This window comes from Proteus sp. fly-1008, assembly GCF_040140305.1.
Taxonomy (GTDB): domain Bacteria; phylum Pseudomonadota; class Gammaproteobacteria; order Enterobacterales; family Enterobacteriaceae; genus Proteus; species Proteus vulgaris_B.
The window spans coordinates 162,639-184,935 of the sequence record NZ_JBEEWH010000004.1; the positions used below are offsets into that span (position 1 = coordinate 162,639).

Sequence of the window (22,297 nt, forward strand, 5' to 3'; positions counted from 1 at the left end):
AAATAGTCGTTTTTTTTGATATATGTCATACACTGCAACGTTGCCTTTGGGCAGAGTGTGTCAATCACACTAAACGCAAAAATGATGATAAAAATAAAAAACTTCATTTTATAAATGATTACTTTAGACAGGATAAATAAATGATTGAAATTCTTATCGGCGCCTTAGTTGCTGTAGGCGTTGGACGCTATATTGTAAAAGGCTATTCACCAACCGGCGTTTTAATGACAGGTGGTCTGTTATTACTGATCATCAGCGTTATTATGGGAAGGGCTGTTTTACCTGCAAGTGCAACTGCGACAGGCTACGGCTTAATCGATATTGTTGAGTATGTGAAAAATCTACTAATGAGCCGTGGTGGCGATTTAGGTATGATGATCATGATACTTTGTGGTTTTGCTTCTTATATGACACACATTGGTGCTAATGATGTTGTTGTTAAATTAGCATCACGCCCGCTGAAAATGATCAACTCACCTTATCTGCTGATGGTTGCTGCTTATATTGTTGCATGCCTAATGTCACTGGCCGTTTCATCAGCAACAGGTTTAGGGGTGTTGTTAATGGCAACACTGTTCCCTGTTATGGTGAATATGGGAATTAGTCGCGGTGCGGCAGCTGCAATTTGTGCGTCTCCAGCCTCTATCATTTTAGCGCCAACATCGGGCGATGTTATTTTAGCTGCTGAAGCATCTCAAATGCCACTGATTGATTTTGCATTTAAAACCACATTACCTATCTCTATTGCTGCAATTATTGGTATGTGTATTGCACACTTCTTCTGGCAACGTTACCTTGACCGCAAAGAGCACATTGAAACTGAAATGTTAGACGTGAATGAAATCAAAACTCACGCACCAAGTTTCTATGCTATTTTACCTTTTACGCCAATCATTGGTGTTTTAGTTTTTGATGGTAAATGGTTACCAGAGCTTCATATCGTTGCCATTATTATCATCTGTATGATTTTAGCAGCTATTATCGAATTTATTCGTAGCTTCAGTGCAAAACAAGTTTTTGAAGGTTTAGAAGTCGCTTACCGCGGTATGGCAGATGCATTTGCTCAAGTTGTTATGTTATTAGTTGCTGCGGGAGTATTTGCTCAAGGCTTAACAACTGTTGGTTTTATTAATGCCTTAATTGAAGGAGCTCAGTCATTAGGCTCAGGTGCCATTGTGATGATGATTGCACTGGTATTAATTACGATGTTAGCTGCAATGACAACGGGCTCTGGGAATGCACCATTCTATGCTTTTGTTGAATTAATTCCTCGCTTAGCAAGCAATATGGGTGTTAACCCTGCTTATTTAACTATTCCTATGTTACAAGCTTCAAACTTAGGCCGTACATTATCGCCTGTTTCTGGTGTTGTGGTTGCGGTATCCGGTATGGCAAAAATTTCACCGTTTGAAGTGATGAAACGTGTTTCTGTACCAGTATTAGTAGGGTTGATTATTGTTATTGTTGCGACTGAAATTCTAGTACCAAGTACATTAGGTTAATTGTTAACCAATTGAATTAATAGAAAATTATTGTTTTAAATTTTATTGACGGGCTTTGTCATTAAACAAAGCCCGTTTTTTTATTTGTTTAAGAAAAGTCGTATAAAAAATAATTAGTTAAACTGAATAAAAGCATCCGCGACTTTTTTAGGGCCTTCATAAATTTCAATTTTTTCTAATTTTTCTAATAAATGATGAGGAGCATGTTCAACTAAAAACTGCATATTTCCCTCACTTATCCAATGTTCAGGCTCTTGTTTGGTGTGAGTGATTTCAATGGCAAGACTCCAGCTATTTGGTTCATAAGGTAGTTGAGTGGTTGGATAATAAAAACCAGCTAAAGGCGGTGGAGATTGTCTTCCTCCTTCAACAGAGGTTAACCAGACGATTTTAACGCAGACATTGGTATGCATATGACTTTCCAGTAGATACTATCTTCAGATAAAAAATATCCGCCTTTAAGGCGGATATTTTGCTATTTGACAGGGATTACGCTTCGTCAACGTTTTCTTCGTCTTCAGGTGTAGGTTCCACAATTCGAACTTTATTAATTCGATGGTTGTTCACTTCTAATGGCTCAAATTCAATACCATCAATAAGGATCTTCTCACCAACAGTTGGAACACGTTGTAAATGCTCCATTAATAAGCCTGCTAAAGTTTCATACTCACGTTTTTCATCCAATTTTATTGGAATATAAAGTACTAAGTCTTCAAGTGGTGTAAAGCCATTAACAGTCCATGAACCGTCTTCATTTTGAACCAAATCGTGGCGTGAATCGTTTTCTTCAGAACTGACAGGCAAGTTACCTGCTATGGTTTCCATTACGTCAGTTAACGTGACGATACCCTCAACTGAACCAAATTCATCTACAACAAAAGCGAAGTGAGTATGAGCATTTCGGAATTGTTCTAATGCTTGTAATAAGGATAAACCTTCAGGGAAGATCAGTGGCTGTGTTACTAACAATCGTAAGTTTAACGGCTCATTACGTAATTGTTGATTCAACAGCTGAATAACATTCACAACTCCAACAGGTTCATCACTGTGTTGTTCATCAGTAATCACTAGGCGAGAGTGAGGATCTTTTTCCAATAATTGGCGGATATCATCTTGCGTTGAATTTAAGTCTACATATTCAACATCATGGCGAGAAGTCATGATACTGTTGACATTACGTTGACTTAAACCAAGCACACGCACAATCATTTGACGTTCTTGAGGATCAAATACCTCTTCAGCATTAGAGACTAAATCGGATGTGTGATGATCTAATTCGGATGATTCAGGCTTACCATTAATAATACGTAACACGGCTTCAGCTGTTCGTTCACGTAAAGAACGAGAGGCTGATAAGAAACGGCGACGATTAAATTGTGCTAGCTGATTAAAGACTTCTATCATGATAGAGAAGCCGATCGCTGCATATAGGTAACCTTTTGGAATGGCGTAGCCAAAGCCTTCGGCAACTAATGCAAAACCAATCATCAGTAAGAAACTTAAACACAAAATCACAATGGTTGGGTGGTTATTAACGAAGTTCGTTAAAGGCTTACTTGCCAGGATCATTAAGAACATTGCGATAGTAACAGCCGCAATCATAACACCTAAATGATCAACCATACCCACAGCAGTTATTACTGAGTCAAGCGAGAATACCGCATCCAGCACGATAATTTGGGCAACAACAGACCAAAAGCTGGTTGTTTTACGTTGTTTTCCCTCATTGTGGTCTTTACCTTCTAGCCGTTCATTAAGCTCCATAGTGGCTTTGAACAGCAAGAATATCCCTCCGAGAAGCATAATTAAATCTCTTGCACTGAAAGGATGATCAAACAGTGTAATAAGAGGTTTTGTCAGAGTGATAAGCCAAGAGAGACTAAATAACAACACAACACGCATTATTAAGGCACATAATAGCCCTGTTATACGCGCTTTATCTCTTAGTTTTGCTGGGAGTTTATCTGCCAGAATAGCAATAAAAACAAGGTTATCAATACCAAGTACGATTTCGAGAACAATTAGGGTGGAAAGTCCTACCCAGATCGTCGGATCCAAGATCCATTCCATACAGTTTGTTTTACCTTCTATAAAGACGGCATATGCCGACTTGGGAATAATGAGCAATTTGGAGGAATTTTTCAATAATTTATTATCAATAGAAGGGTAATAATTTCATTTTGTATAAAAGATTGTGATACCAATTACATCAATAACTACCACCAAGTGAGAGAGTGAGTTACTATGTGATCAGGTTAACAAATTGTCAGTACATTGATACTGGCAGGTTTATTTTCAGACGGGAGTTATTTTCATGTCAAAACAGCAAATCGGCGTGGTTGGTATGGCAGTAATGGGACGTAACCTAGCGCTAAATATTGAAAGCCGCGGTTATTCTGTTTCTATCTACAACCGCTCAAGCGATAAAACTAATGAAGTTATCGCTGAAAATCCAGGTAAAAAACTGGTTCCGAATTATTCTATTGAAGAGTTTGTTGATTCGTTAGAAAAACCGCGCCGTATCTTATTAATGGTAAAAGCGGGTGAAGCAACGGATAAAACAATTGCTGCATTGACACCGCATTTAGATAAAGGCGATATCCTTATCGATGGCGGAAATACATTCTTTAAAGACACTATTCGTCGTAACCGTGAGTTATCAGCGCAAGGCTTTAATTTCATCGGCACAGGTGTTTCTGGCGGTGAAGAAGGTGCATTAAAAGGCCCTTCAATCATGCCTGGCGGACAAAAAGAAGCTTACGAATTAGTCGCGCCAATCCTTGAAAAAATTGCGGCTGTTGCTGAAGGCGAACCTTGTGTGACTTATATCGGTGCTGATGGCGCGGGTCACTATGTGAAAATGGTTCACAATGGTATTGAATATGGCGATATGCAATTGATCGCAGAAGCCTATTCCGTATTAAAACACTCTTTAGGCCTGACTAATGAAGAATTAGCAGAAACCTTCACTGAGTGGAATAAAGGTGAATTAAGTAGCTACTTGATTGAGATTACTGCTGATATTTTCCGTAAAAAAGATGATGAAGGTAAATACCTTGTTGATGTTATCCTTGATGAAGCTGCAAATAAAGGTACTGGTAAATGGACTAGCCAAAGCTCTTTAGACTTAGGTGTACCTGTTACTCTTATCACTGAATCTGTGTTTGCTCGTTATATCTCTTCATTAAAAGATCAACGTGTGGCGGCATCTAAAGTATTATCAGGTCCAACCCCTAAAGCATTCTCTGGTGACAAAAAAGCCTTTATTGAAAATGTTCGTCGTGCACTGTATTTAGGAAAAATTGTTTCTTATGCGCAGGGTTTCCAACAACTGAAAGCGGCATCAGATGAATATAACTGGGATTTAAACTACGGTGAAATCGCGAAGATTTTCCGTGCGGGTTGTATCATTCGTGCGCAATTCCTGCAAAAAATTACAGATGCATATAATGAAGATGCAAGTATTGCAAATCTGCTGTTAGCGCCTTACTTCAAACAAATCGCGGATGATTACCAACAAGCGCTACGTGATGTTGTTTGTTACGGTGTACAAGCTGGTATTCCTACGCCAACATTCTCTGCTGCTATTTCTTACTACGATAGCTATCGTGCAGAAGTATTGCCAGCAAACTTAATCCAAGCACAACGTGACTACTTTGGTGCACATACGTATAAACGCACTGATAAAGATGGCGTATTCCACACAGAGTGGATGGAATAAAGCTTTAAAACAATAGTTTATAACCTTTAGGGGTGCTATAGGGGTGCTGATAATACAGCACCTTTTTTATTTTGAGCGATTAAATTCAATTACTGCTTCGTCTCTTTGCTGGTCTATATAAGATGCTAAGTCATTTACATGGATCATCCTAGGTGATTTTTGACTATTATTTAAGCGATATGTTGGTATCGGTAATTCACCTGCATTAGCTTTTCTTCCTGCTTTAGGTTTTCTTACTTATCAAGGAGTTCTCAGTTTTACATCAAGTCCATTTGTTTCCGCTAACGTTAAGAGTGCTTTTTCTAAATCACTAACAGCGCTAAGAACTAGTGCAGTTGAAGCAATGTCAGTTGCGCCAAAGCTTGCTAGGGTTACAGGTGTTGGAATTGCAATCGAAGGATTGTGGCCAAGTAGCAATATCATGTCTACTCAAGCTGAAATGGCTTTATTGAATAATTATGGCATTTTGGATAGGGATATATTTGATAGAAATAAAGCACGCAAAGTTACCACAATGCCTGCGGATATTGTTACTAATCAAATTAGTGATATTGGTAAAAAAAAATCATTAAGCATACATACTCAGGTCATGTCTGCTTTAGATAAGAATACTGGAAAGCAACGAAGCATTGTATCTACAGGTCAGGCTATTAGTATTCCAATCGTAAAGGCAACAGCAACAAGCACACCTAACATTTATACAGCCCCTATTATTACGGGGGCAAAGCCAGTACGCATTAGCGTTTCTGAAAACAAAGCAGATAAAAATAAACAGGTGATCATCAACTCTAAGCCTAATGCTGGATACTATATTCCTTCATCTAAATTAAAGACCCATCATGCCATTGTTGATTTTGGTGGTAAACATGAAGCTCTTTATGTCTCTATTATTGATGTCATTGATGTCAATAATGAAAAGCAAATAGTAGAAACAGAATGGGCTGAATGGTCGACATTGCATCCGTTAGAAGCTGCATTATTAGAGCTTGAAGAAGCCAAGAAAAGATTAGCGAATATTGATAAACAGTATCAGGCACAAGTTGCTGTTATTAATAAACTCAAAGCCACACCAGAAGGTTTAACATTAGCTGATCCTGTTAAAAATCCTCTTGTTTATAAACAGGATAATAAGCAAATTAGTGTGACCAAAGTTGAAGTTAAGATTGCTGATAAGATTCTACTTAATACTCTTCTAACTAAAGGAATGGGTGCATATTTAGGTGAAGTAGAAAAAAGAATAGCTATAAATAAGCCAGATAGAATACAAACTTACCTAATTAAACTATTTTATGAGCGACTTGGTGATCAGGTAGTATCATATAACAATCAATTAGCCAAATCGGAGGAAATCCTAGCTCCTATCCTCGAATCGCGAAAAAAAGCAGAAGGAAAGAAAAAAGCCGCTGAGGATAAGCTTAAGGCTGAGCAGGATAAAAAACGCCAGGGCGTTAAGGAAAAAGGTCATGGTTACCATGAGCCACCGAAAACTCAAGATATTAAGGGATTGGGGGAATTAAAAGAAAGCAAGCCCAAAACACCTAAGCAAGGCGGAGCTGGTAAACGAGCTCGTTGGCTCGGGGATAAAGGACGTAAAATTTATGAGTGGGATTATCAGCATGGTGAAATTGAAGGTTATCGTGCTAGCGATGGACAACATATTGGGGCATTTGACCCGAAAACGGGTAAGCAACTTAAACCGGCAGATCCGAAACGCAATATCAAAAAATATTTATAAGGAGATGACAAATCATGGGATTGAAATTAAGAGTTTATTGGTTCGATAAAAAGACAGAAGACTTTATTGGTGAAGAATATTCCAAAGATTTTGGAGATGACGATTTTTTAATTGGAGAAACGGTTAATCCAAAAAATGAGAATATTATCAATAATGGTGAGTTTGACTTGGAAAAAGAATGGATAGATACAATTCAAAAGCATATAACTCATAAAATTGAACAAAATAAGTATGATTATTTTATTGCTTTTGCTTACCGAGATAAGTGGTAATTAATTATCGTCAGGGATGAAAGGAAGGCGAATACCCGTTACTCACGGATGAGTGGCGGGTATTCATTAACTGGCGTGTTAATATCGTGGGTAACATCTATCCTACAATAAGAGAATGAGAATAGATGTAAATCATAAGGCTGAATTTATTTATTAGTGAGCATGTTATATTTGTCATGTAACGTTTGGGGGAACAGTTCAGTGTAAACTTGCCAGAGGGTTGTAAGTGACTTGTGCTACTTCCTCTATACTAAATCTTGCCTCAAATAAACGACTAGCTCCTTCACGTCTAAGGTCGTGATATCGGAAGTCAATAATTCCCAGTTTATCCCTAACCTTGTGAACACCTTTAGATACAGACTGAGAATTATATGGAAAAATCCTATCATTAGTTTTGCTTTGTCGGCTCAAAATTTCCCAAGCTTCACCAAGTAAAGGCACCACCATGTGATTGCCGATTTTTTTTCTTGGATCTTTTCTATCTATAACTAAAACCGAACGACTAGCATAATCGACATCAGTCCATAAAATCTTACAGACTTCACCTATTCGCATACATGAAAGTATAGAAAACATAAAAATATCCCTGTATGGAATAATATCTATTTAAACTTACTTTAAAACTAAGCTTAATATGCATGTTAATTAACTGAAATCGTCTATTTTAATTATCTTTATTTCCTATGGGCAGATTTTTCTAATAGAGGTATTGCTCTTTCTTCTCCCCAGCTTTGTAGTGCAGCTAAAACGTGAGAGAGTGATTCTCCGTCTTCACTTAATTTATATTCAACTTTGGGTGGAATTTCGGCATATACTTTGCGCTCAATAAGCCCATCAGACTCAAGTTCACGTAATTGTTTAGTTAGCATTCTAGGCGTTATTGAAATAAGTTTTCTTTTTAGTTCATTAAACCGCAGTATTTTCCCCTGTAAATGGTAAAGGATCATGCCTTTTCCTTTACCTCCCATTAGCTCTAAAGAAGCCTCAACCGGGCATCCATCATAGGTATAGTTGTTATATCTGTTCTTTTTGACAGTATCCATTTGTATCCTATATACATAAATTGTGCGTACTTGCTAGATGGTAAATTATTATTAAAATAGCACAGATACAAGTGTCTTATTTGGAATAGGTGTAATAAATGAATTTATTAAAGATATTGAAAACACGTTATGCGACAAAACATTTTGATAAAAATAAAGTGATCCCTGAGCAAGAGTTAGAACAAATAAAAGCATTATTACAACTAAGCCCATCAAGTGTGAATACTCAGCCATGGCATTTTTTTATAGCAAAAAGTGATGATGCAAAGCAGAAAATTGCGGGATCAACAGAAGGCGGATATGAATTTAATAAAGAGAAAATATTAAGTGCTTCACATGTTGTGGTTATGTGTGCAAAAAATGCTTTATCTGAAGAATATCTCTCTCATCTGCTTGAATTAGAAGATAAAGCTGGACGATATTCTACAGCAGAATTTAAAGAGCAGAATAAACTTGCTCGATCATTTTTTGTTAATTTACATGAAAAGCAACTTGATGATTTATCTCATTGGATAGAGAAACAAGTTTATTTAAATATGGGCTCTTTGTTATTAGGAGCTGCAACGTTAGGAATTGATGCTTTACCAATGGAAGGCTTTGACCTATCAAAAATAGATTCAACATTTTCTTTAAATGATAAAGGCCTCCATGCCGTGGCAATTGTTGCATTAGGCTATAGAGAAGAAGATGATTTCAACTACAATTTGCCAAAATCAAGATTGCCACAGAGTGAAATTATCACAGATATTTAAATTTTAAGTTTTTGATTTAAACCTCACTTAATAAAGTGAGGTTTTCTCGTGATATTTTGTATTTTATTAAGAAATATAAAAACTATTGTTCAGATGCTTTTATATAGTGTGTTTTTTCATTTATTTTCTCTGATACTAAATCAGAATCTAGCTTAGTTTCTATTGATACATTTCCACTAAAAACATCATTCATTCTCTCTTTGTCTAATGCATTTTCCCAGCGAGCGACAACAATACAAGCGCAAGCATTACCCACAAGATTAGTTAATGCGCGACATTCTGACATAAAACGATCAATACCTAGGATCAAAGCCATACCGGCAACGGGAACGCTAGGAACAACCGATAATGTTGCGGCAAGAGTAATGAAACCAGCTCCTGTAACACCTGCTGCACCTTTTGAGCTGATCATGGCAACAAACAGTAATGTAATTTGCTCTGTTAACGACAAATCAACGCCTGTTGCTTGAGCGATAAATAATGCCGCCATGGTCATATAGATATTAGTACCATCCAAATTAAAGGAATAACCAGTAGGAATAACTAAACCAACGACTGATTTTTTACAGCCAAGTTGTTCCATTTTACTCATTAATGTGGGCAACGCAGCTTCAGATGAAGAGGTGCCTAATACCAACCAAAGCTCATCTTTTATGTATTTAATTAAAGAGAGGATAGAAAAACCATTATATTTAGCAACAGCACCTAAAACTACCAACACAAAAAGTAATGCAGTTAGATAAAAAGTAATCACCAACAACATTAAATTACCAATGGAAGAAATGCCGTATTTGCCTATAGTAAAAGCCATTGCACCAAAAGCACCAATAGGCGCTAACTTCATTAGCATACCAACCATCTTAAAAACCGGATCGCAAAGATGCTGTAAGAATTTTAATACAGGTTCACCTCGTGAGCCTATTGATGCTAATGCCAAACCAAAAATCACAGAAACAAACAGCACTTGTAAGATATTGCCGTTAACTAATGGGCTAACGATAGTATCAGGGATGATATTCATGAAAAAATCAACAAGAGAAGAGCTGTGTGCCTGAGTGACATACATTTCTACTCGGCTACTGTCTAATGATTCAGGAGAGATATTTAAACCATCACCAGGGCGAATAATATTGGCAGTGATTAATCCAATAACAAGTGCAATTGTAGAAAATGTAAGAAAGTAAATCATCGATTTACCCGCTACTTTTCCAACGGCTTTCATATTGTTCATACCAGCAATGCCGGTTACTACGGTTAGAAAAATAACAGGAGCAATGATCATTTTTACTATTTTGATAAATCCATCACCTAACGGTTTGAAAGATTCACCAATATCAGGATAAAAATGGCCTAATAAAATACCGAAAATGATAGCTATAATGACTTGGATATATAACACACGATAAAAGGGGAGCTTGCGGGATGAAGTCTGCATAAAAATTCCCTGTAACTGAAAGATATTGACTAAATAAAAAAGAAATTATGATGTAAATTATTATTTACATTTATTTTGTTGTGACAGGTAACTTAAAGGTATGAGTAAACTAGGTCAATAAAATAAAGTTGATTTTATCAAATATTGTGCTCTTCATCTAAAAAATTAGATTTTAATTCCTGTTTTTATGTTTTTTTTGAAATTTATTTAACCTAAACATTAGGTTAATAAAATTATTTTTTTGTTTGGTTTTATTGCGCTTATTTAATGATATGTATATTTAAATCGATTTTAAAGTGAATAAAAAAAGAGAAATGTAAATAAAAGTGGACGAGTAAAAATTAGTTTAAGAGGTAATAAGCAAATTATTTTTATTCTTAGGTTTATTATGGAAAGTATGTACCATTCACAAAATCCGTAATAAAAATAAATTCTAACCAACAAACAAAGAAAAATTCAGAAAGAATAATAAAGGCGAATATTGAGCGGAATTCTGAGATATCTCGTATTAAAATAAACAGAGAGGTATTATGATTGCAGAAAATAGAAATTTTAGTGAATATCTATTTTATTAGTTCTTTTAGTTTGTTCATAATATTATTTCTTATTTATAAATTATAAAAAAATAAGTATTTATTTTTGAAGGTAATAGATATGAAAAATAGAAGAGCACATAAGTGCTCTTCTATTGATTATAAAAAATACTTTTTATTTCACTGGGATTTTAATTGCATTATCAGATTCAATTTCAATAGCATCTAATGGAGCATCTTCAATAAATTCACTTGATGTTCTACCACTAAAGACATCATTCATTCTTTCTTTATCTAAGGCATTTTCCCAACGAGCAACCACGATGCAGGCGCAAGCATTGCCCACAAGATTGGTTAATGCACGACACTCTGACATAAAGCGGTCAATGCCTAGAATTAATGCCATACCTGCAACAGGAACACTTGGTACAACGGATAAAGTTGCAGCTAAAGTAATAAAGCCTGCACCAGTAACACCAGCAGCACCTTTTGAACTTATCATTGCGACTAAAAGCAGTGTAATTTGTTCTGTTAATGAAAGGTCGATACCAGTAGCTTGTGCAATAAATAAAGCTGCCATGGTCATATAGATGTTAGTGCCGTCTAAGTTAAAGGAATAACCTGTTGGAATAACTAAACCGACAACTGATTTTTTACAACCTACATTTTCCATTTTACGCATTAAGCTAGGTAAAGCCGCTTCTGAAGAAGAGGTCCCTAATACTAACCAAAGCTCATCTTTTATATATTTAATTAAAGAGAGAATAGAGAAGCCATTATATTTTGCAACAGCACCTAACACGACAAGAACGAATAATAATGAAGTTATATAGAAAGTCAGAACAAGTAATACCAAGTTACTGATTGATGAAATACCATATTTACCAATGGTAAAGGCCATTGCACCAAAAGCACCGATAGGGGCTAATTTCATTAGCATACCGACCATTTTGAATACAGGTTCAGAGAAGTTTTGTAAAAATTTAAGAACCGGTTCACCACGAGCACCGATAGACGCTAAGGCAATACCAAAGATCACAGAAACAAATAGTACTTGTAAAATATTCCCATTAACCAATGGGCTAATAACCGTATCAGGAATAATATTCATTAAGAAGCCAACAATTGAAGAGTCATGCGCTTTTGCTACATAACTTTCTACTTTGCTCGCATCTAATGAGGCTGGAGAAATATTGAGACCATCACCAGGGCGAATAATATTTGCAACAATTAAACCGATAATTAATGCAATGGTAGAGAAAGTAAGGAAGTAAGCCATGGATTTACCCGCGACTGTGCCTACCGCTTTCATATTATTCATACCAGCAATACCCGTTACGACAGTTAAGAAGATAACCGGTGCGATGATCATTTTTACGATTTTAATAAAAGCATCACCAAGTGGTTTAAATGATTCACCAACGTCAGGATAGAAGTGACCAAGTAAGATGCCGAGTAAAATAGCAACAATCACTTGCACATATAATACTTTATAAAGCGGTTGTTTTTTAGTTGAAGTTTGCATGAAAGTGTCCCTGCACCTATTGGTACATTATTTATATATTTATAAGTTAGAAAAAAACAGAGTTGTAAATAAAATTTTACATTATTGTAATTTTATTGATGCTAACTTAAATGTACGAGTAAATCAGGTCAATAACATAAAATCTATTTAGTTAATTATTGAGTGCTGAATCGAAAAAAATAGTAAAAAAATTCTATTCCGTACATTTTTTAGTGTTAAATGTAACCGGACATGGAATTTAAGAGATAAAATCTACCTTTTAAATAATTGTTAGTATTAAATCTTGGCGAGGTTTTTGAGCAGATAATTTAAATATTGCTTTTGGCGTGTAAATCTATATATACAGTAAGAATTGATATCATGATAACAATTACCCTTAGCTGAATGATGACTAGGGTAATTGTTAAAAATAAATTAGCTCTTTTTATTACTCACTTTCTTCTTCACGAATAAAAGAAATTAATTCAGGTTGTGCAATACGTTTGTAATCTTGCGTATTAAGAATAATTGAGCGTTCTAATGTACCCGCATTAAAAGCGAGTTCATCAAAGCGTTCAAAAAGTAGCGGGTCAGCCACAAGCTTTAACGCTGGGTGAAAACTAAAGGGAGGGATAGCACCAAATACACATTGGGTAAGATCATCAACTTCCTTAGGGCTTGCCAGAGACGCTCTAGTTCCACCAATTTGATGCGCAAGTTTTGATAGATCGGCTTGTTTATCAGCGGGTAATATTGCAAGAACATGTTGTTTAATACCGTTACCTTTAATATGGCAAACAAGTCCTTTTGCTCCTTGTCCTAATTGTGTTCCTCTTATTTTTGCAACTTCTTCAGAACGACCTGCGGTAGGGTGTTCCATTACACGGTAAGTAGCATGATTTTGATCTAATAAAGCAGTCAGTTGCTCAAAAATAGTCAAAGACATCAATGACTCCTGATTAATAAGTTATTTATTTAAGGTCATTATACGACTTTAAAAAAAATATTCTGCTGTGATGTTTATGGTTGGTTTTGATTATTTTGATAAGCTTTTCAAATTATTTTGTTACAAATGATAATATGTTAATAGTATTATCCTATTGAATTAATAGGGTAATTGGGCTTCTTTATTTAATTACCTGTAATAACATGACAAACAAATTGATATTTATTCATTATCTTGATGATGATCAATTTAAGAACAAAAAGAATAGAACATATTAAAACATAGATTTAATTACTAAAAAGGAAGTCAATAATGGCAGTTTCAACATTCTATATCCCTTCTGTAAATAAAATTGGTTCGGGTTGTCTGGCTGAAGCGGTAAGTTCAATGAAAGACTTTGGCTTTCATAAGGCACTTATCGTCACTGATAGTATTTTAAATCAACTGGGTGTTGTTGATAAAGTCAGTAAGTTACTGACAGAAGCTGGTATTTCTAGTGTAACTTATGATGGTACTGCACCAAACCCTACGGTTGAAAACGTAGAAGCGGGTTTAGCTCTGCTGAAAGAAAATCAATGTGACTGTGTGATTTCTTTAGGCGGTGGTTCTCCACATGATTGCGCTAAAGGTATCGCGTTAGTGGCTTCTAATGGCGGAAAAATCGCTGATTATGAAGGTGTTGATCGTTCTGCAAAACCTCAATTACCTTTAATTTCTATTAATACTACCGCAGGTACGGCTTCTGAAATGACGCGTTTTTGTATCATCACTGATACTGCTCGTCATATTAAAATGGCTATCGTTGATAAAAACGTTACTCCAATCTTGTCTGTAAATGATTCAGAATTAATGATTGGTATGCCAAAAGGTTTAACCGCTGCAACAGGTATGGATGCATTAACCCATGCAGTTGAAGCGTATGTTTCAATTGCTGCAAACCCAATCACTGATGCGTGTGCATTAAAAGCAGTCACTATGATCAGCGAGTCTTTACGTAAAGTTGTTGATAACGGCGGTGATGAGCAAGCACGTGAAAATATGGCTTACGCACAATTCTTAGCGGGTATGGCATTTAATAATGCTTCTTTAGGTTATGTGCATGCTATGGCTCACCAATTAGGTGGCTTCTATAATTTACCTCATGGCGTGTGTAATGCAGTGTTATTACCTCATGTTCAAGCTTATAATATCCAAGCTGCCGCGGGTCGTTTAAAAGATATCGCACAAGCAATGGGTGTTGATGTTTCTGCAATGAGCGATGAGCAAGGTGCTAAAGCGTGTATCGAAGAAATTCGTAAAATGGCTAAAGATGTGGGTATTCCAGCAGGTCTGAAAGAATTAGGCGTAAAAGAAGAAGACTTCAAAACATTAGCTGAAAATGCGCTGAAAGATGCTTGTGCAATCACTAACCCTGTTCAGGGCACTGAAAGTGATGTTATCGAGTTATTCCGCCAAGCAATGTAATACTCAAGAAATAAATAACAACTAATATTTGTTATTTTATGTCTTAACTGAGTAATAAAAGCACCTCAAATTTTTCATGAGGTGCTTTTTTGTTTATGTGTTATTTTCTCGTTTGATAGCTCTAGACAGGGTTAATTAGCTAGAAATTATTCAGCTTTTTTATGGCGCTCTTGCAAGCAACCAATGACATCAGAGAGTGATAATGATTGGTCTTGTAACAATACCATTAAGTGATAGAGCAAATCAGAGGCTTCATTTCTTAGCTCTTCTCTGTCATTAACTGTGGCAGCTAATGCGGTTTCTACACCTTCTTCTCCGACTTTTTGAGCTATTCGTTTTGTACCACTGGCGTAAAGACGGGCAGTGTAAGAGCTATCTGGTGAGGCATTTTTACGCTCACGTAATATATTTTCCAGCTCATAGAGAAATCCCCATTGGCTTTGTGCAGGAGCAAAGCAACTCTCAGTGCCATTATGGCAAGTTGGTCCAATCGGATTCGCTAAAATAAGTAAAGTATCATTATCACAGTCAGGATAAATATTGACTAACTTGAGAAAATTGCCTGATGTTTCACCTTTTGTCCATAAACGTTGTTTAGTGCGAGAATAGAAAGTGACATTTCTACTTTTTAGTGTCACATCTAGCGCTTCTCTATTCATGTAGCCTAGCATTAATACATCACCTGAAATGGCATTTTGGATAATAACAGGCATGAGATTATCCACTTTTTCCCAATCTAATTGCGCTAATGTTTCACTATTCATTATATTCTTACCTTAACGTCATTTTCTGCAAGATATTGTTTTAATTCGTTAATGTTAATAATTTGTTTGTGAAAAACAGACGCTGCAAGTGCGCCATCAACATTGGCTAATTTAAAGGCATCAAGAAAGTGTGACATCTCGCCAGCACCACCAGAAGCAATAAGAGGTACATCGGCAACTTGGCGCACATGAGCTAATTGTTTTAAGTCATAACCTTGTCTGACACCATCTTGATTCATCATATTTAAAACAATTTCACCTGCGCCTAGCTTCTGAACTTCTCGTACCCAATCAAGTGTTTTCCAATGTGTTTGTTGAGTGCGTTTTTCATCTCCAGTGAATTGATAAACTAGGTATTCACCTGTTTTTTCATCAAACCAAGTATCAATGCCTACAACAACACATTGCACACCGTAACGTTCTGCTAAGCGTGAAATCAATGTTGGATCAGAAAGCGCAGGGGAGTTGATCGAAATCTTATCTGCCCCAAAAGAGAGAATTTTTCCTGCATCCTCAACGGAACGAATGCCACCAGCAACACAAAAGGGGATATCAATGACTTCAGCTACACGTGACACCCAGCTTTTATCAACAACTCGACCATCAGAAGAGGCGGTAATATCATAAAATACAAGCTCATCAGCGCCTTCTTTGGCATAGCGTTCAGCAAGAGGAACAATATCACCAATGATTTCATGATTTCGAAATTGAACACCTTTAACAACTTGTCCATCACGAACATCAAGACAAGGAATTATGCGTTTTGCCAACATGATATCGCCTCTTTTAATGTAAATTTGCCTTCTAATAATGCTCTACCAACAATAATACCAGCGACGCCAGATGCCGGAAGTGCTGCGATATCTTGTAAATTACCAATACCACCAGAAGCTTGAAATAGAATGTCAGGAAAACGTTGGCTAATTTCTGTATATAATTCAACGTTAGAGCCTGTTAATGTGCCGTCACGAGAAATATCGGTACACAACACATGTTTTAATCCGACACTTTGATAAAGTTCGATGATCTCTTCGAGGGTATAAAGAGAATTCTCTTGCCAGCCACTCACCGCTACCCATTTTTTGCCTTGTTTATCAATACGAACATCAAGGGCTAATACAATGCTATCTGCGCCATAACGCTCAAACCAAGTTTTTACCATTTCGGGCTGACTGATCGCGGTAGAGCCAATAACAACTCTACTTGCTCCTGCATCGAGTAATGATTTCACATCAGCTTCAGTGCGAATACCTCCACCTACTTGTACTGGTACATTCACACAAGCAACAAGCGCTTTTAATAGTGAAATTTGGCGAGCAGAAGGATCTTTTGCACCCGTTAGATCTACTAAATGAAGCAGTTTTGCACCGTCTTTTTCATATTGTTGATAACGAGTCAGCGGATTATCATCGTAATCGCGTTGTTTGGCGTAATCACCTTGATGAAGGCGAACGACTTTTCCGTCAATTAAATCTAATGCTGGAATGATCATAACGCGTTACATCTCCAAAAAATTCTTGATAAGTTGAGCTCCAGATTTTCCAGAGCGCTCTGGGTGAAATTGCACACCATAAAAATTATCTTTTTGAATTGCGCTACTAAAACGAGAGCCATATTCAGTTTCAGCAATGGTTGATCCATTTAATGCTAAACCATAACTGTGAACAAAATAGAACCAAGCATCGTTATCAAGAGAACGAAAAAGAGGATGGGCAGGTTTCGCTAATACTTGATTCCAACCCATATGAGGTAACGGTAAACCTGCTGTATCTAACTTATCAATGGTGCCATCAACTAGCCCTAATAAAGGGACACTCTTTCCTTCTTCGCTTAGTGAAGCCAATATTTGCATACCTAAACAAATCCCTAAAACAGGCTGTGTTAACGCTTTAATTAAAGGAATTAATTCGCGTGCTTCCAGTTGTTCCATTGCTGCACGAGCTGTTCCCACTCCAGGTAAAAAGAGTTTATCCGCAGATAGCACAACGTTTTTTTCATAGGAAATAATGGGATCATAACCGAGTCGCTTAACGGCATAAGCGACAGAGGCTAAATTGGCACAACCTGTATCGAGAATAACCACTTTCATCACAGAATACCTTTTGAGCTTGGTAAAGTATTACCTTCAACACGAATGGCTTGGCGTAATGTACGACCAAAGACTTTAAATAAGCTTTCCGCTTTGTGGTGATCGTTTTTGCCTTTCGATTTTAGGTGTAATGTGCAACCCATGGTGTAAGAGAGTGAACGGAAAAAGTGTTCTATCATTTCCGTACTTAGATCACCGACACGTTGATATTTAAATTCTGCTTTGTATTCAAGGTGTGGGCGACCTGAAATATCTAATGCACAGCTTGCAAGGCATTCATCCATCGGTAATGTAAAACCAAAGCGAGCAATGCCGCGTTTATCACCCAATGCTTCACGCAGGGCTTCACCTAAAGCAAGGCCCGTGTCTTCAACAGTGTGGTGGTCGTCAATCACTAAGTCGCCTTGTACGTCGATATTCATACGAAAACCGCCATGAGTGGCAATTTGATCAAGCATATGATCAAAGAAACCAACACCAGTGCTGATTTGGCTGTCACCTTCACGATCAAGCCAGATATCAATAGCAATTTGCGTCTCTTTTGTTTTACGCTCAACGTGAGCGTAGCGATCTTTTTTGGTGAGTTGTTCTGTGATGACCGTCCAATTAAGCTCATTGGTATTATAAAGTAAGCCTTTAATACCCATATTTTCAGCTAACTGAATATCTGTTTGTCTATCACCAATAACGTAGCTGTTATCTTTATCGAGTGCACCATCAACTAAGTATTGTGTGACAAGCCCTGTTTCAGGTTTGCGACAAGGGCAGTTATCTTCAGGTTTATGAGGACAAATTAAAACATCATCAAAGGTTATTCCTTGTGATGAGAAAATTTGCATCATCAAATTATGTGGCGGATCAAAATCTGCCTGAGGAAAACTTTCTGTGCCTAATCCATCTTGATTAGTGATCATAATAAGCTTGTAACCGGCCTTTTGTAGCGCGGTCAGTGCGGGGATCACGTCATTTTCAAAGGCGAGTTTATCGAGTCTATCAACTTGATAATCTGTAGGTGGCTCGGTGATTAAAGTACCATCACGGTCAATAAAAAGAATTTTTTGGCTCATGGTAAGTTCCCTCAGTTGCGATTTTTATTGTTATCGTTTTATATTTTATACGTTTGCAGTTTGAATATTTTTTATGGCATTGATCACGCTATCACATTCTTCGGTTGTACCGATAGAAATACGCAAGCAACCATTAAGCCCATATTGACGTTGTTGATCGCGTAAAATGATCCCTTGCTCCCATAAAGTACGGAAAACCAGATTAGCATCAGTGAATTTCACTAAAATATAGTTGGTTTCGCTGTTATAAACCTGCTCAACATTCGGTAATTTTTTTAATGCATCAGATAAAACCGTTCTGTTACGTGATATTTCAGCAACACGATTTTTCATCACGTCAATACCCGCTTCAGTTAATGCTTGTGCTGCAATGTCGGCAACAGGTGTTGACAGTGGATATGGTGCGATCACTTTTAGCAATAATTCAATGATGGGTGGATTGGCAAGCGTAAATCCACAGCGCAATCCAGCTAATGCAAATGCTTTCGATAAGGTTCGCAAAATGACTAAATTCGGATAATCTTCAAGCCATGAAACAATGGATGCTTGTGGGCAGAATTCTATATAAGCTTCATCAACTGCAACTATAGTTTTACCTTTAGCAAGTTCTAATACATCACGAATAAGTGAAGGGTTAACAATGTTTCCAGTTGGGTTATTAGGGCTACAAAGATAGATCAGTTTTACATTATCAAGCTGTGATGACATTGTTTTAACATCGGGGTTCCAATCAGCGAGCGTAGGAATAACACGTTGTTCTATACCAAATGTTTCTGCACTTACGCTATACATGCCGTAAGTAGGAGGGCAATAAAGCACTGCATCTTTACCCGGTTCGCAAAAAGCACGAATAAGCAGTTCAATGGCTTCATCTGCACCACGGCTGACTAAGACTTGATTTGGATTAACACCCGCATATGCGGCATAACGATTAATGACATTAACAGGCTGACACTCAGGGTAACGGTTTAAATTTTTTTCATTAAAAGTAAATTCGGGTGCAACAGGGTATTCGTTTGCATTTAACCAAACCGAACCATTCCCGCCTAAACGTCTTGCCGACTGATAAGGCGTTAACTCACGTACATTTTTCCGGGCAAGTGAGGTGATATCAAATTCATTTTTCATCGTTATTTTTCCCCTGAGCCAAAGCATTAACACGAAGTGTGACTGCATTTTTGTGAGCGGTTAATTGTTCAGCTTGCGCTAATATTTCAATAGTTTGTGCTAAATCAGATAAACCTTGTGCCGTGAGTTTTTGTACAGTCATGCGTTTCATAAAGTCAGCCAAACCTAAACTTGAGTAGGTTGAGGTGTAGCCATAAGTCGGTAAAACGTGATTAGTGCCTGAAGCATAATCTCCCGCTGATTCAGGAGACCAAGCACCAAGAAAAACAGAACCAGCACTGGTAATGCTATCAACACGTGTATCAGCATCATTAGTTTGAATAATCAAGTGCTCAGGGCCATAGCTATTGCTGATTTCAATACATTGATTGAGATCGCGAGTAATAATGACTCGACTTTCAGCTAAAGCTTGTTTGGCAATTTCAGCTCGGCTTAATTGTGTAAGTTGTGTTTCAGTTTCAGCAATAACTGCTTTGGCTAATGTTTCATCTGGAGTTAATAACACAACTTGTGAATCAGGGCCGTGCTCTGCTTGTGACAGTAAGTCAGCAGCAATAAATGCAGGATTTGCATCGGCATCAGCAATCACCAAAACTTCTGAAGGGCCTGCTGGCATATCAATAGCTGCACCTTGTAGTGATTGGCTGACTTGGCGTTTGGCTTCGGTAACATAAGCATTACCGGGGCCAAAGATTTTATCTACTTTAGGAATAGATTCTGTACCAAACGCCATTGCCGCAATCGCCTGCGCACCACCGACTTGGAAAATTTCATCAATACCAATTTGTTGAGCAATATATAAAATTTCATCAGCAATAGGAGGAGGAGAGCAAAGAATAACTTTGCGACAACCTGCAATACGCGCTGGGATACCTAACATCATTACGGTTGAAAGTAATGGAGCCGAGCCACCAGGAATATAAAGTCCTACTGCATCAATGGGTCTGCTTACTTGTTGACAAAATACTCCTGGCTGAGTTTCTACTTCAATAGTGTTAGGAATTTGAGCTTCATGAAAACGGCGAATATTATTCATCGCCTGTGCTATTGCTTGTTTTATTTCGTTATTAAGTCTTGTTGTGGCTTCATCAATTTGCGTTTTTGGCACCAAAACACTTTCCGGCGCTGCCTTATCGAATTTTTGGCTAAGTGCTTTAAGCGCTTTATCCCCATCATTGCGTACCTGTGAAATGATGCTAGCAACTTGTTCTGTAATTGAACCGGATGCTGAAATAGCAGGGCGAGTTAATAGCACTTGTTGCTGTTCTTGTGTGCATTCATTCCAGTAAGTTAATGTATTAAAACCCGTTTTCATCATTTCACCTTATTCCATCATTTTTTCAATTGGTAAAACAAGAATTGAACTTGCACCTAATGCTTTTAACTTTTCCATTGTTTCCCAGAATAGGGTTTCACTGCTGACCATGTGCATTGCAACGCGATTCTGGTCACCTGCAAGAGGCAGAATAGTTGGTCTTTCAGCACCAGGAAGTAACGCAATGACATCTTCGAGGCAATCACTTGGTGCGTGTAACATAATGTATTTTGATTCTCGAGCTTGGATAACGCCTTGAATACGCGTCAGTAAACGGTCGATAAGGGCTTGTTTGTCGGTTTCCATTTCCCCGTCGCGTTGGATCAAACACGCTTTTGAACGATAAATAACTTCAACTTCTTTTAAACCGTTAGCTTCTAATGTTGCACCAGTAGAAACTAAGTCACAGATAGAGTCAGCAAGACCTGCACGAGGAGCGACTTCAACAGAACCATTTAATAGGCATGATTTAAACTTGATACCTTTTTGGTCTAAATAACGTTTTAGTAGATTGGGGTAAGAGGTGGCAATGCGTGTATTATCTAGGCATTCAGCACCTTGATAGTTAAAATCAACAGGGGTTGCAAGAGATAAACGGCAACCACCAAAATCAAGACGTCGTAGTGTGAGATAACTCGGGTTTTCGCCTTGTGCTCGGCGTTTTAATAACTCTTCTTCTAATACGTTTTCCCCAATAATTCCTAAATCAACCACACCGTCCATCACCAGACCTGGAATATCGTCATCTCTTACACGTAAAATATCGATTGGCATATTTTCCGCATAAGCGATCAGACGTTGTTGGTTTAAGTTAATTTTGATGCCACAACGTGCTAAAAGGGCACGAGACTCATCACTTAAACGACCTGATTTTTGCATTGCTATTCTTAATCTTGTTTTGTCTAACATAATATTACCCTGTCCTTGTCTTAATTTTTTGTTTGAAAATTAGCTATAAAAAAACCCCGGAAGTTGCCTTCCGGGGTTTTTATTGTTTGTCTGCATTCAGACCACCGGAAGCGTTACT

General features: G+C 37.3%; 21 protein-coding genes, 2 pseudogenes and 1 other annotated feature (1 of these 24 running past the window's edge). Of the genes and pseudogenes, 6 read left to right on the plus strand and 17 right to left on the minus strand.

All coding sequences use genetic code 11. The features are described from left to right. The first annotated feature begins 140 nt into the window (after positions 1 to 140). Positions 141 to 1,502: an anaerobic C4-dicarboxylate transporter DcuC gene (gene dcuC, locus ABN256_RS09255; RefSeq protein ID WP_072070517.1), complete on the plus strand. Its 1,362-nt coding sequence runs from the start codon at positions 141 to 143 to the stop codon at positions 1,500 to 1,502. A 113-nt stretch (positions 1,503 to 1,615) separates the two neighbouring features. Here dcuC and ABN256_RS09260 read toward each other — a convergent pair whose 3' ends face one another. Both ABN256_RS09260 and ABN256_RS09265 read right to left on the minus strand, forming a co-directional pair. Further along, positions 1,616 to 1,915 carry a hypothetical protein gene (locus ABN256_RS09260; protein ID WP_196553370.1) on the minus strand — a complete coding sequence of 100 codons (300 nt, stop codon included), beginning with the start codon at positions 1,913 to 1,915 and terminating at the stop codon, positions 1,616 to 1,618. 76 nt (positions 1,916 to 1,991) lie between these two features. Next, positions 1,992 to 3,572, minus strand: a complete 1,581-nt coding sequence (locus tag ABN256_RS09265) for a TerC family protein (protein WP_340895733.1) — start codon at positions 3,570 to 3,572, stop codon at positions 1,992 to 1,994. 244 nt (positions 3,573 to 3,816) lie between these two features. Here ABN256_RS09265 and gnd point away from each other — a divergent pair, with 244 nt between their 5' ends. Continuing rightward, positions 3,817 to 5,223 (plus strand): NADP-dependent phosphogluconate dehydrogenase, encoded by a 1,407-nt coding sequence (gene gnd / locus ABN256_RS09270; RefSeq protein WP_023581264.1) that lies wholly within the window; start codon positions 3,817 to 3,819, stop codon positions 5,221 to 5,223. 66 nt (positions 5,224 to 5,289) lie between these two features. Here the strand turns inward: gnd and ABN256_RS09275 are convergent. Further along, positions 5,290 to 5,439, minus strand: a pseudogene (locus tag ABN256_RS09275) (pyocin activator PrtN family protein); the annotation flags it as partial. Positions 5,440 to 5,463: 24 nt separating this feature from the next. After that, positions 5,464 to 5,646, minus strand: a complete 183-nt coding sequence (locus ABN256_RS09280; protein ID WP_349439443.1) for a hypothetical protein — start codon at positions 5,644 to 5,646, stop codon at positions 5,464 to 5,466. Between ABN256_RS09280 and ABN256_RS09285 the strand changes: the two genes are divergently transcribed. Then, positions 5,567 to 6,958: a colicin E3/pyocin S6 family cytotoxin gene (locus tag ABN256_RS09285; protein WP_349439406.1), complete on the plus strand. Its 1,392-nt coding sequence runs from the start codon at positions 5,567 to 5,569 to the stop codon at positions 6,956 to 6,958. The two genes, ABN256_RS09280 and ABN256_RS09285, sit on opposite strands and share 80 nt — an antisense overlap. A 14-nt stretch (positions 6,959 to 6,972) precedes the next feature. Beyond that, on the plus strand, positions 6,973 to 7,230 hold the full coding sequence (locus ABN256_RS09290) for a colicin E3-like toxin immunity protein (RefSeq protein ID WP_036894997.1): 258 nt from the start codon (positions 6,973 to 6,975) through the stop codon (positions 7,228 to 7,230). A gap of 146 nt (positions 7,231 to 7,376) precedes the next feature. On the opposite strand, the pseudogene ABN256_RS09295 reads toward ABN256_RS09290, so the two are convergent. Beyond that, a pseudogene (locus ABN256_RS09295) lies at positions 7,377 to 7,827 on the minus strand (tyrosine-type recombinase/integrase); the annotation flags it as partial. Between the two features lie 77 nt (positions 7,828 to 7,904). After that, on the minus strand, positions 7,905 to 8,273 hold the full coding sequence (locus tag ABN256_RS09300) for a winged helix-turn-helix transcriptional regulator (protein ID WP_072069721.1): 369 nt from the start codon (positions 8,271 to 8,273) through the stop codon (positions 7,905 to 7,907). Positions 8,274 to 8,371: 98 nt separating this feature from the next. Here ABN256_RS09300 and nfsB point away from each other — a divergent pair, with 98 nt between their 5' ends. Continuing rightward, complete coding sequence (gene nfsB, locus ABN256_RS09305) at positions 8,372 to 9,025, plus strand: oxygen-insensitive NAD(P)H nitroreductase (protein WP_197269393.1); 654 nt, start codon at positions 8,372 to 8,374, stop codon at positions 9,023 to 9,025. Positions 9,026 to 9,107: 82 nt separating this feature from the next. Here the strand turns inward: nfsB and ABN256_RS09310 are convergent, their stop codons facing one another. The 3 genes from ABN256_RS09310 to ABN256_RS09320 form a co-directional block, all read right to left on the minus strand. After that, positions 9,108 to 10,460 carry a dicarboxylate/amino acid:cation symporter gene (locus ABN256_RS09310; RefSeq protein ID WP_197269392.1) on the minus strand — a complete coding sequence of 451 codons (1,353 nt, stop codon included), beginning with the start codon at positions 10,458 to 10,460 and terminating at the stop codon, positions 9,108 to 9,110. A gap of 708 nt (positions 10,461 to 11,168) precedes the next feature. Beyond that, positions 11,169 to 12,518 carry a dicarboxylate/amino acid:cation symporter gene (locus ABN256_RS09315; RefSeq protein ID WP_072069718.1) on the minus strand — a complete coding sequence of 450 codons (1,350 nt, stop codon included), beginning with the start codon at positions 12,516 to 12,518 and terminating at the stop codon, positions 11,169 to 11,171. A gap of 427 nt (positions 12,519 to 12,945) precedes the next feature. After that, positions 12,946 to 13,443: a YbaK/prolyl-tRNA synthetase associated domain-containing protein gene (locus ABN256_RS09320; RefSeq protein WP_072069717.1), complete on the minus strand. Its 498-nt coding sequence runs from the start codon at positions 13,441 to 13,443 to the stop codon at positions 12,946 to 12,948. A gap of 312 nt (positions 13,444 to 13,755) precedes the next feature. Here ABN256_RS09320 and yiaY point away from each other — a divergent pair, with 312 nt between their 5' ends. Beyond that, positions 13,756 to 14,907: an L-threonine dehydrogenase gene (yiaY, locus tag ABN256_RS09325; RefSeq protein WP_072069716.1), complete on the plus strand. Its 1,152-nt coding sequence runs from the start codon at positions 13,756 to 13,758 to the stop codon at positions 14,905 to 14,907. Positions 14,908 to 15,053: 146 nt separating this feature from the next. Here yiaY and hisIE read toward each other — a convergent pair whose 3' ends face one another. The 8 genes from hisIE to hisG are packed head-to-tail and all read right to left on the minus strand — an operon-like array spanning position 15,054 to position 22,179. Beyond that, positions 15,054 to 15,671 (minus strand): bifunctional phosphoribosyl-AMP cyclohydrolase/phosphoribosyl-ATP diphosphatase HisIE, encoded by a 618-nt coding sequence (gene hisIE, locus ABN256_RS09330; protein ID WP_082151811.1) that lies wholly within the window; start codon positions 15,669 to 15,671, stop codon positions 15,054 to 15,056. Next, positions 15,671 to 16,444 carry an imidazole glycerol phosphate synthase subunit HisF gene (gene hisF / locus ABN256_RS09335; RefSeq protein ID WP_072069714.1) on the minus strand — a complete coding sequence of 258 codons (774 nt, stop codon included), beginning with the start codon at positions 16,442 to 16,444 and terminating at the stop codon, positions 15,671 to 15,673. The genes hisIE and hisF overlap by 1 nt, the downstream gene beginning before the upstream one ends. Further along, a complete protein-coding gene (hisA, locus tag ABN256_RS09340; protein WP_196553366.1) occupies positions 16,426 to 17,163 on the minus strand; it encodes a 1-(5-phosphoribosyl)-5-[(5-phosphoribosylamino)methylideneamino]imidazole-4-carboxamide isomerase in 738 nt (245 codons plus the stop codon). The genes hisF and hisA overlap by 19 nt, the downstream gene beginning before the upstream one ends. 6 nt (positions 17,164 to 17,169) lie before the next feature. Next, on the minus strand, positions 17,170 to 17,760 hold the full coding sequence (hisH, locus tag ABN256_RS09345) for an imidazole glycerol phosphate synthase subunit HisH (protein WP_196553365.1): 591 nt from the start codon (positions 17,758 to 17,760) through the stop codon (positions 17,170 to 17,172). Next, entirely contained in the window at positions 17,760 to 18,827 is a 1,068-nt protein-coding gene (gene hisB / locus ABN256_RS09350) for a bifunctional histidinol-phosphatase/imidazoleglycerol-phosphate dehydratase HisB (RefSeq protein WP_349439407.1), read from the minus strand. Before hisB ends, hisH begins: the two co-directional genes overlap by 1 nt. A gap of 45 nt (positions 18,828 to 18,872) precedes the next feature. Then, positions 18,873 to 19,955 (minus strand): histidinol-phosphate transaminase, encoded by a 1,083-nt coding sequence (gene hisC, locus ABN256_RS09355; protein ID WP_349439408.1) that lies wholly within the window; start codon positions 19,953 to 19,955, stop codon positions 18,873 to 18,875. Then, positions 19,945 to 21,273 carry a histidinol dehydrogenase gene (gene hisD / locus ABN256_RS09360; RefSeq protein WP_349439409.1) on the minus strand — a complete coding sequence of 443 codons (1,329 nt, stop codon included), beginning with the start codon at positions 21,271 to 21,273 and terminating at the stop codon, positions 19,945 to 19,947. The genes hisC and hisD overlap by 11 nt, the downstream gene beginning before the upstream one ends. Positions 21,274 to 21,279: 6 nt before the next feature. Next, positions 21,280 to 22,179, minus strand: coding sequence for an ATP phosphoribosyltransferase (hisG, locus tag ABN256_RS09365; protein WP_072069708.1), 900 nt, complete (start codon positions 22,177 to 22,179; stop codon positions 21,280 to 21,282). 44 nt (positions 22,180 to 22,223) lie between these two features. Beyond that, positions 22,224 to 22,297 (minus strand) — a sequence feature (His leader region) (it continues 57 nt past the right edge of the window).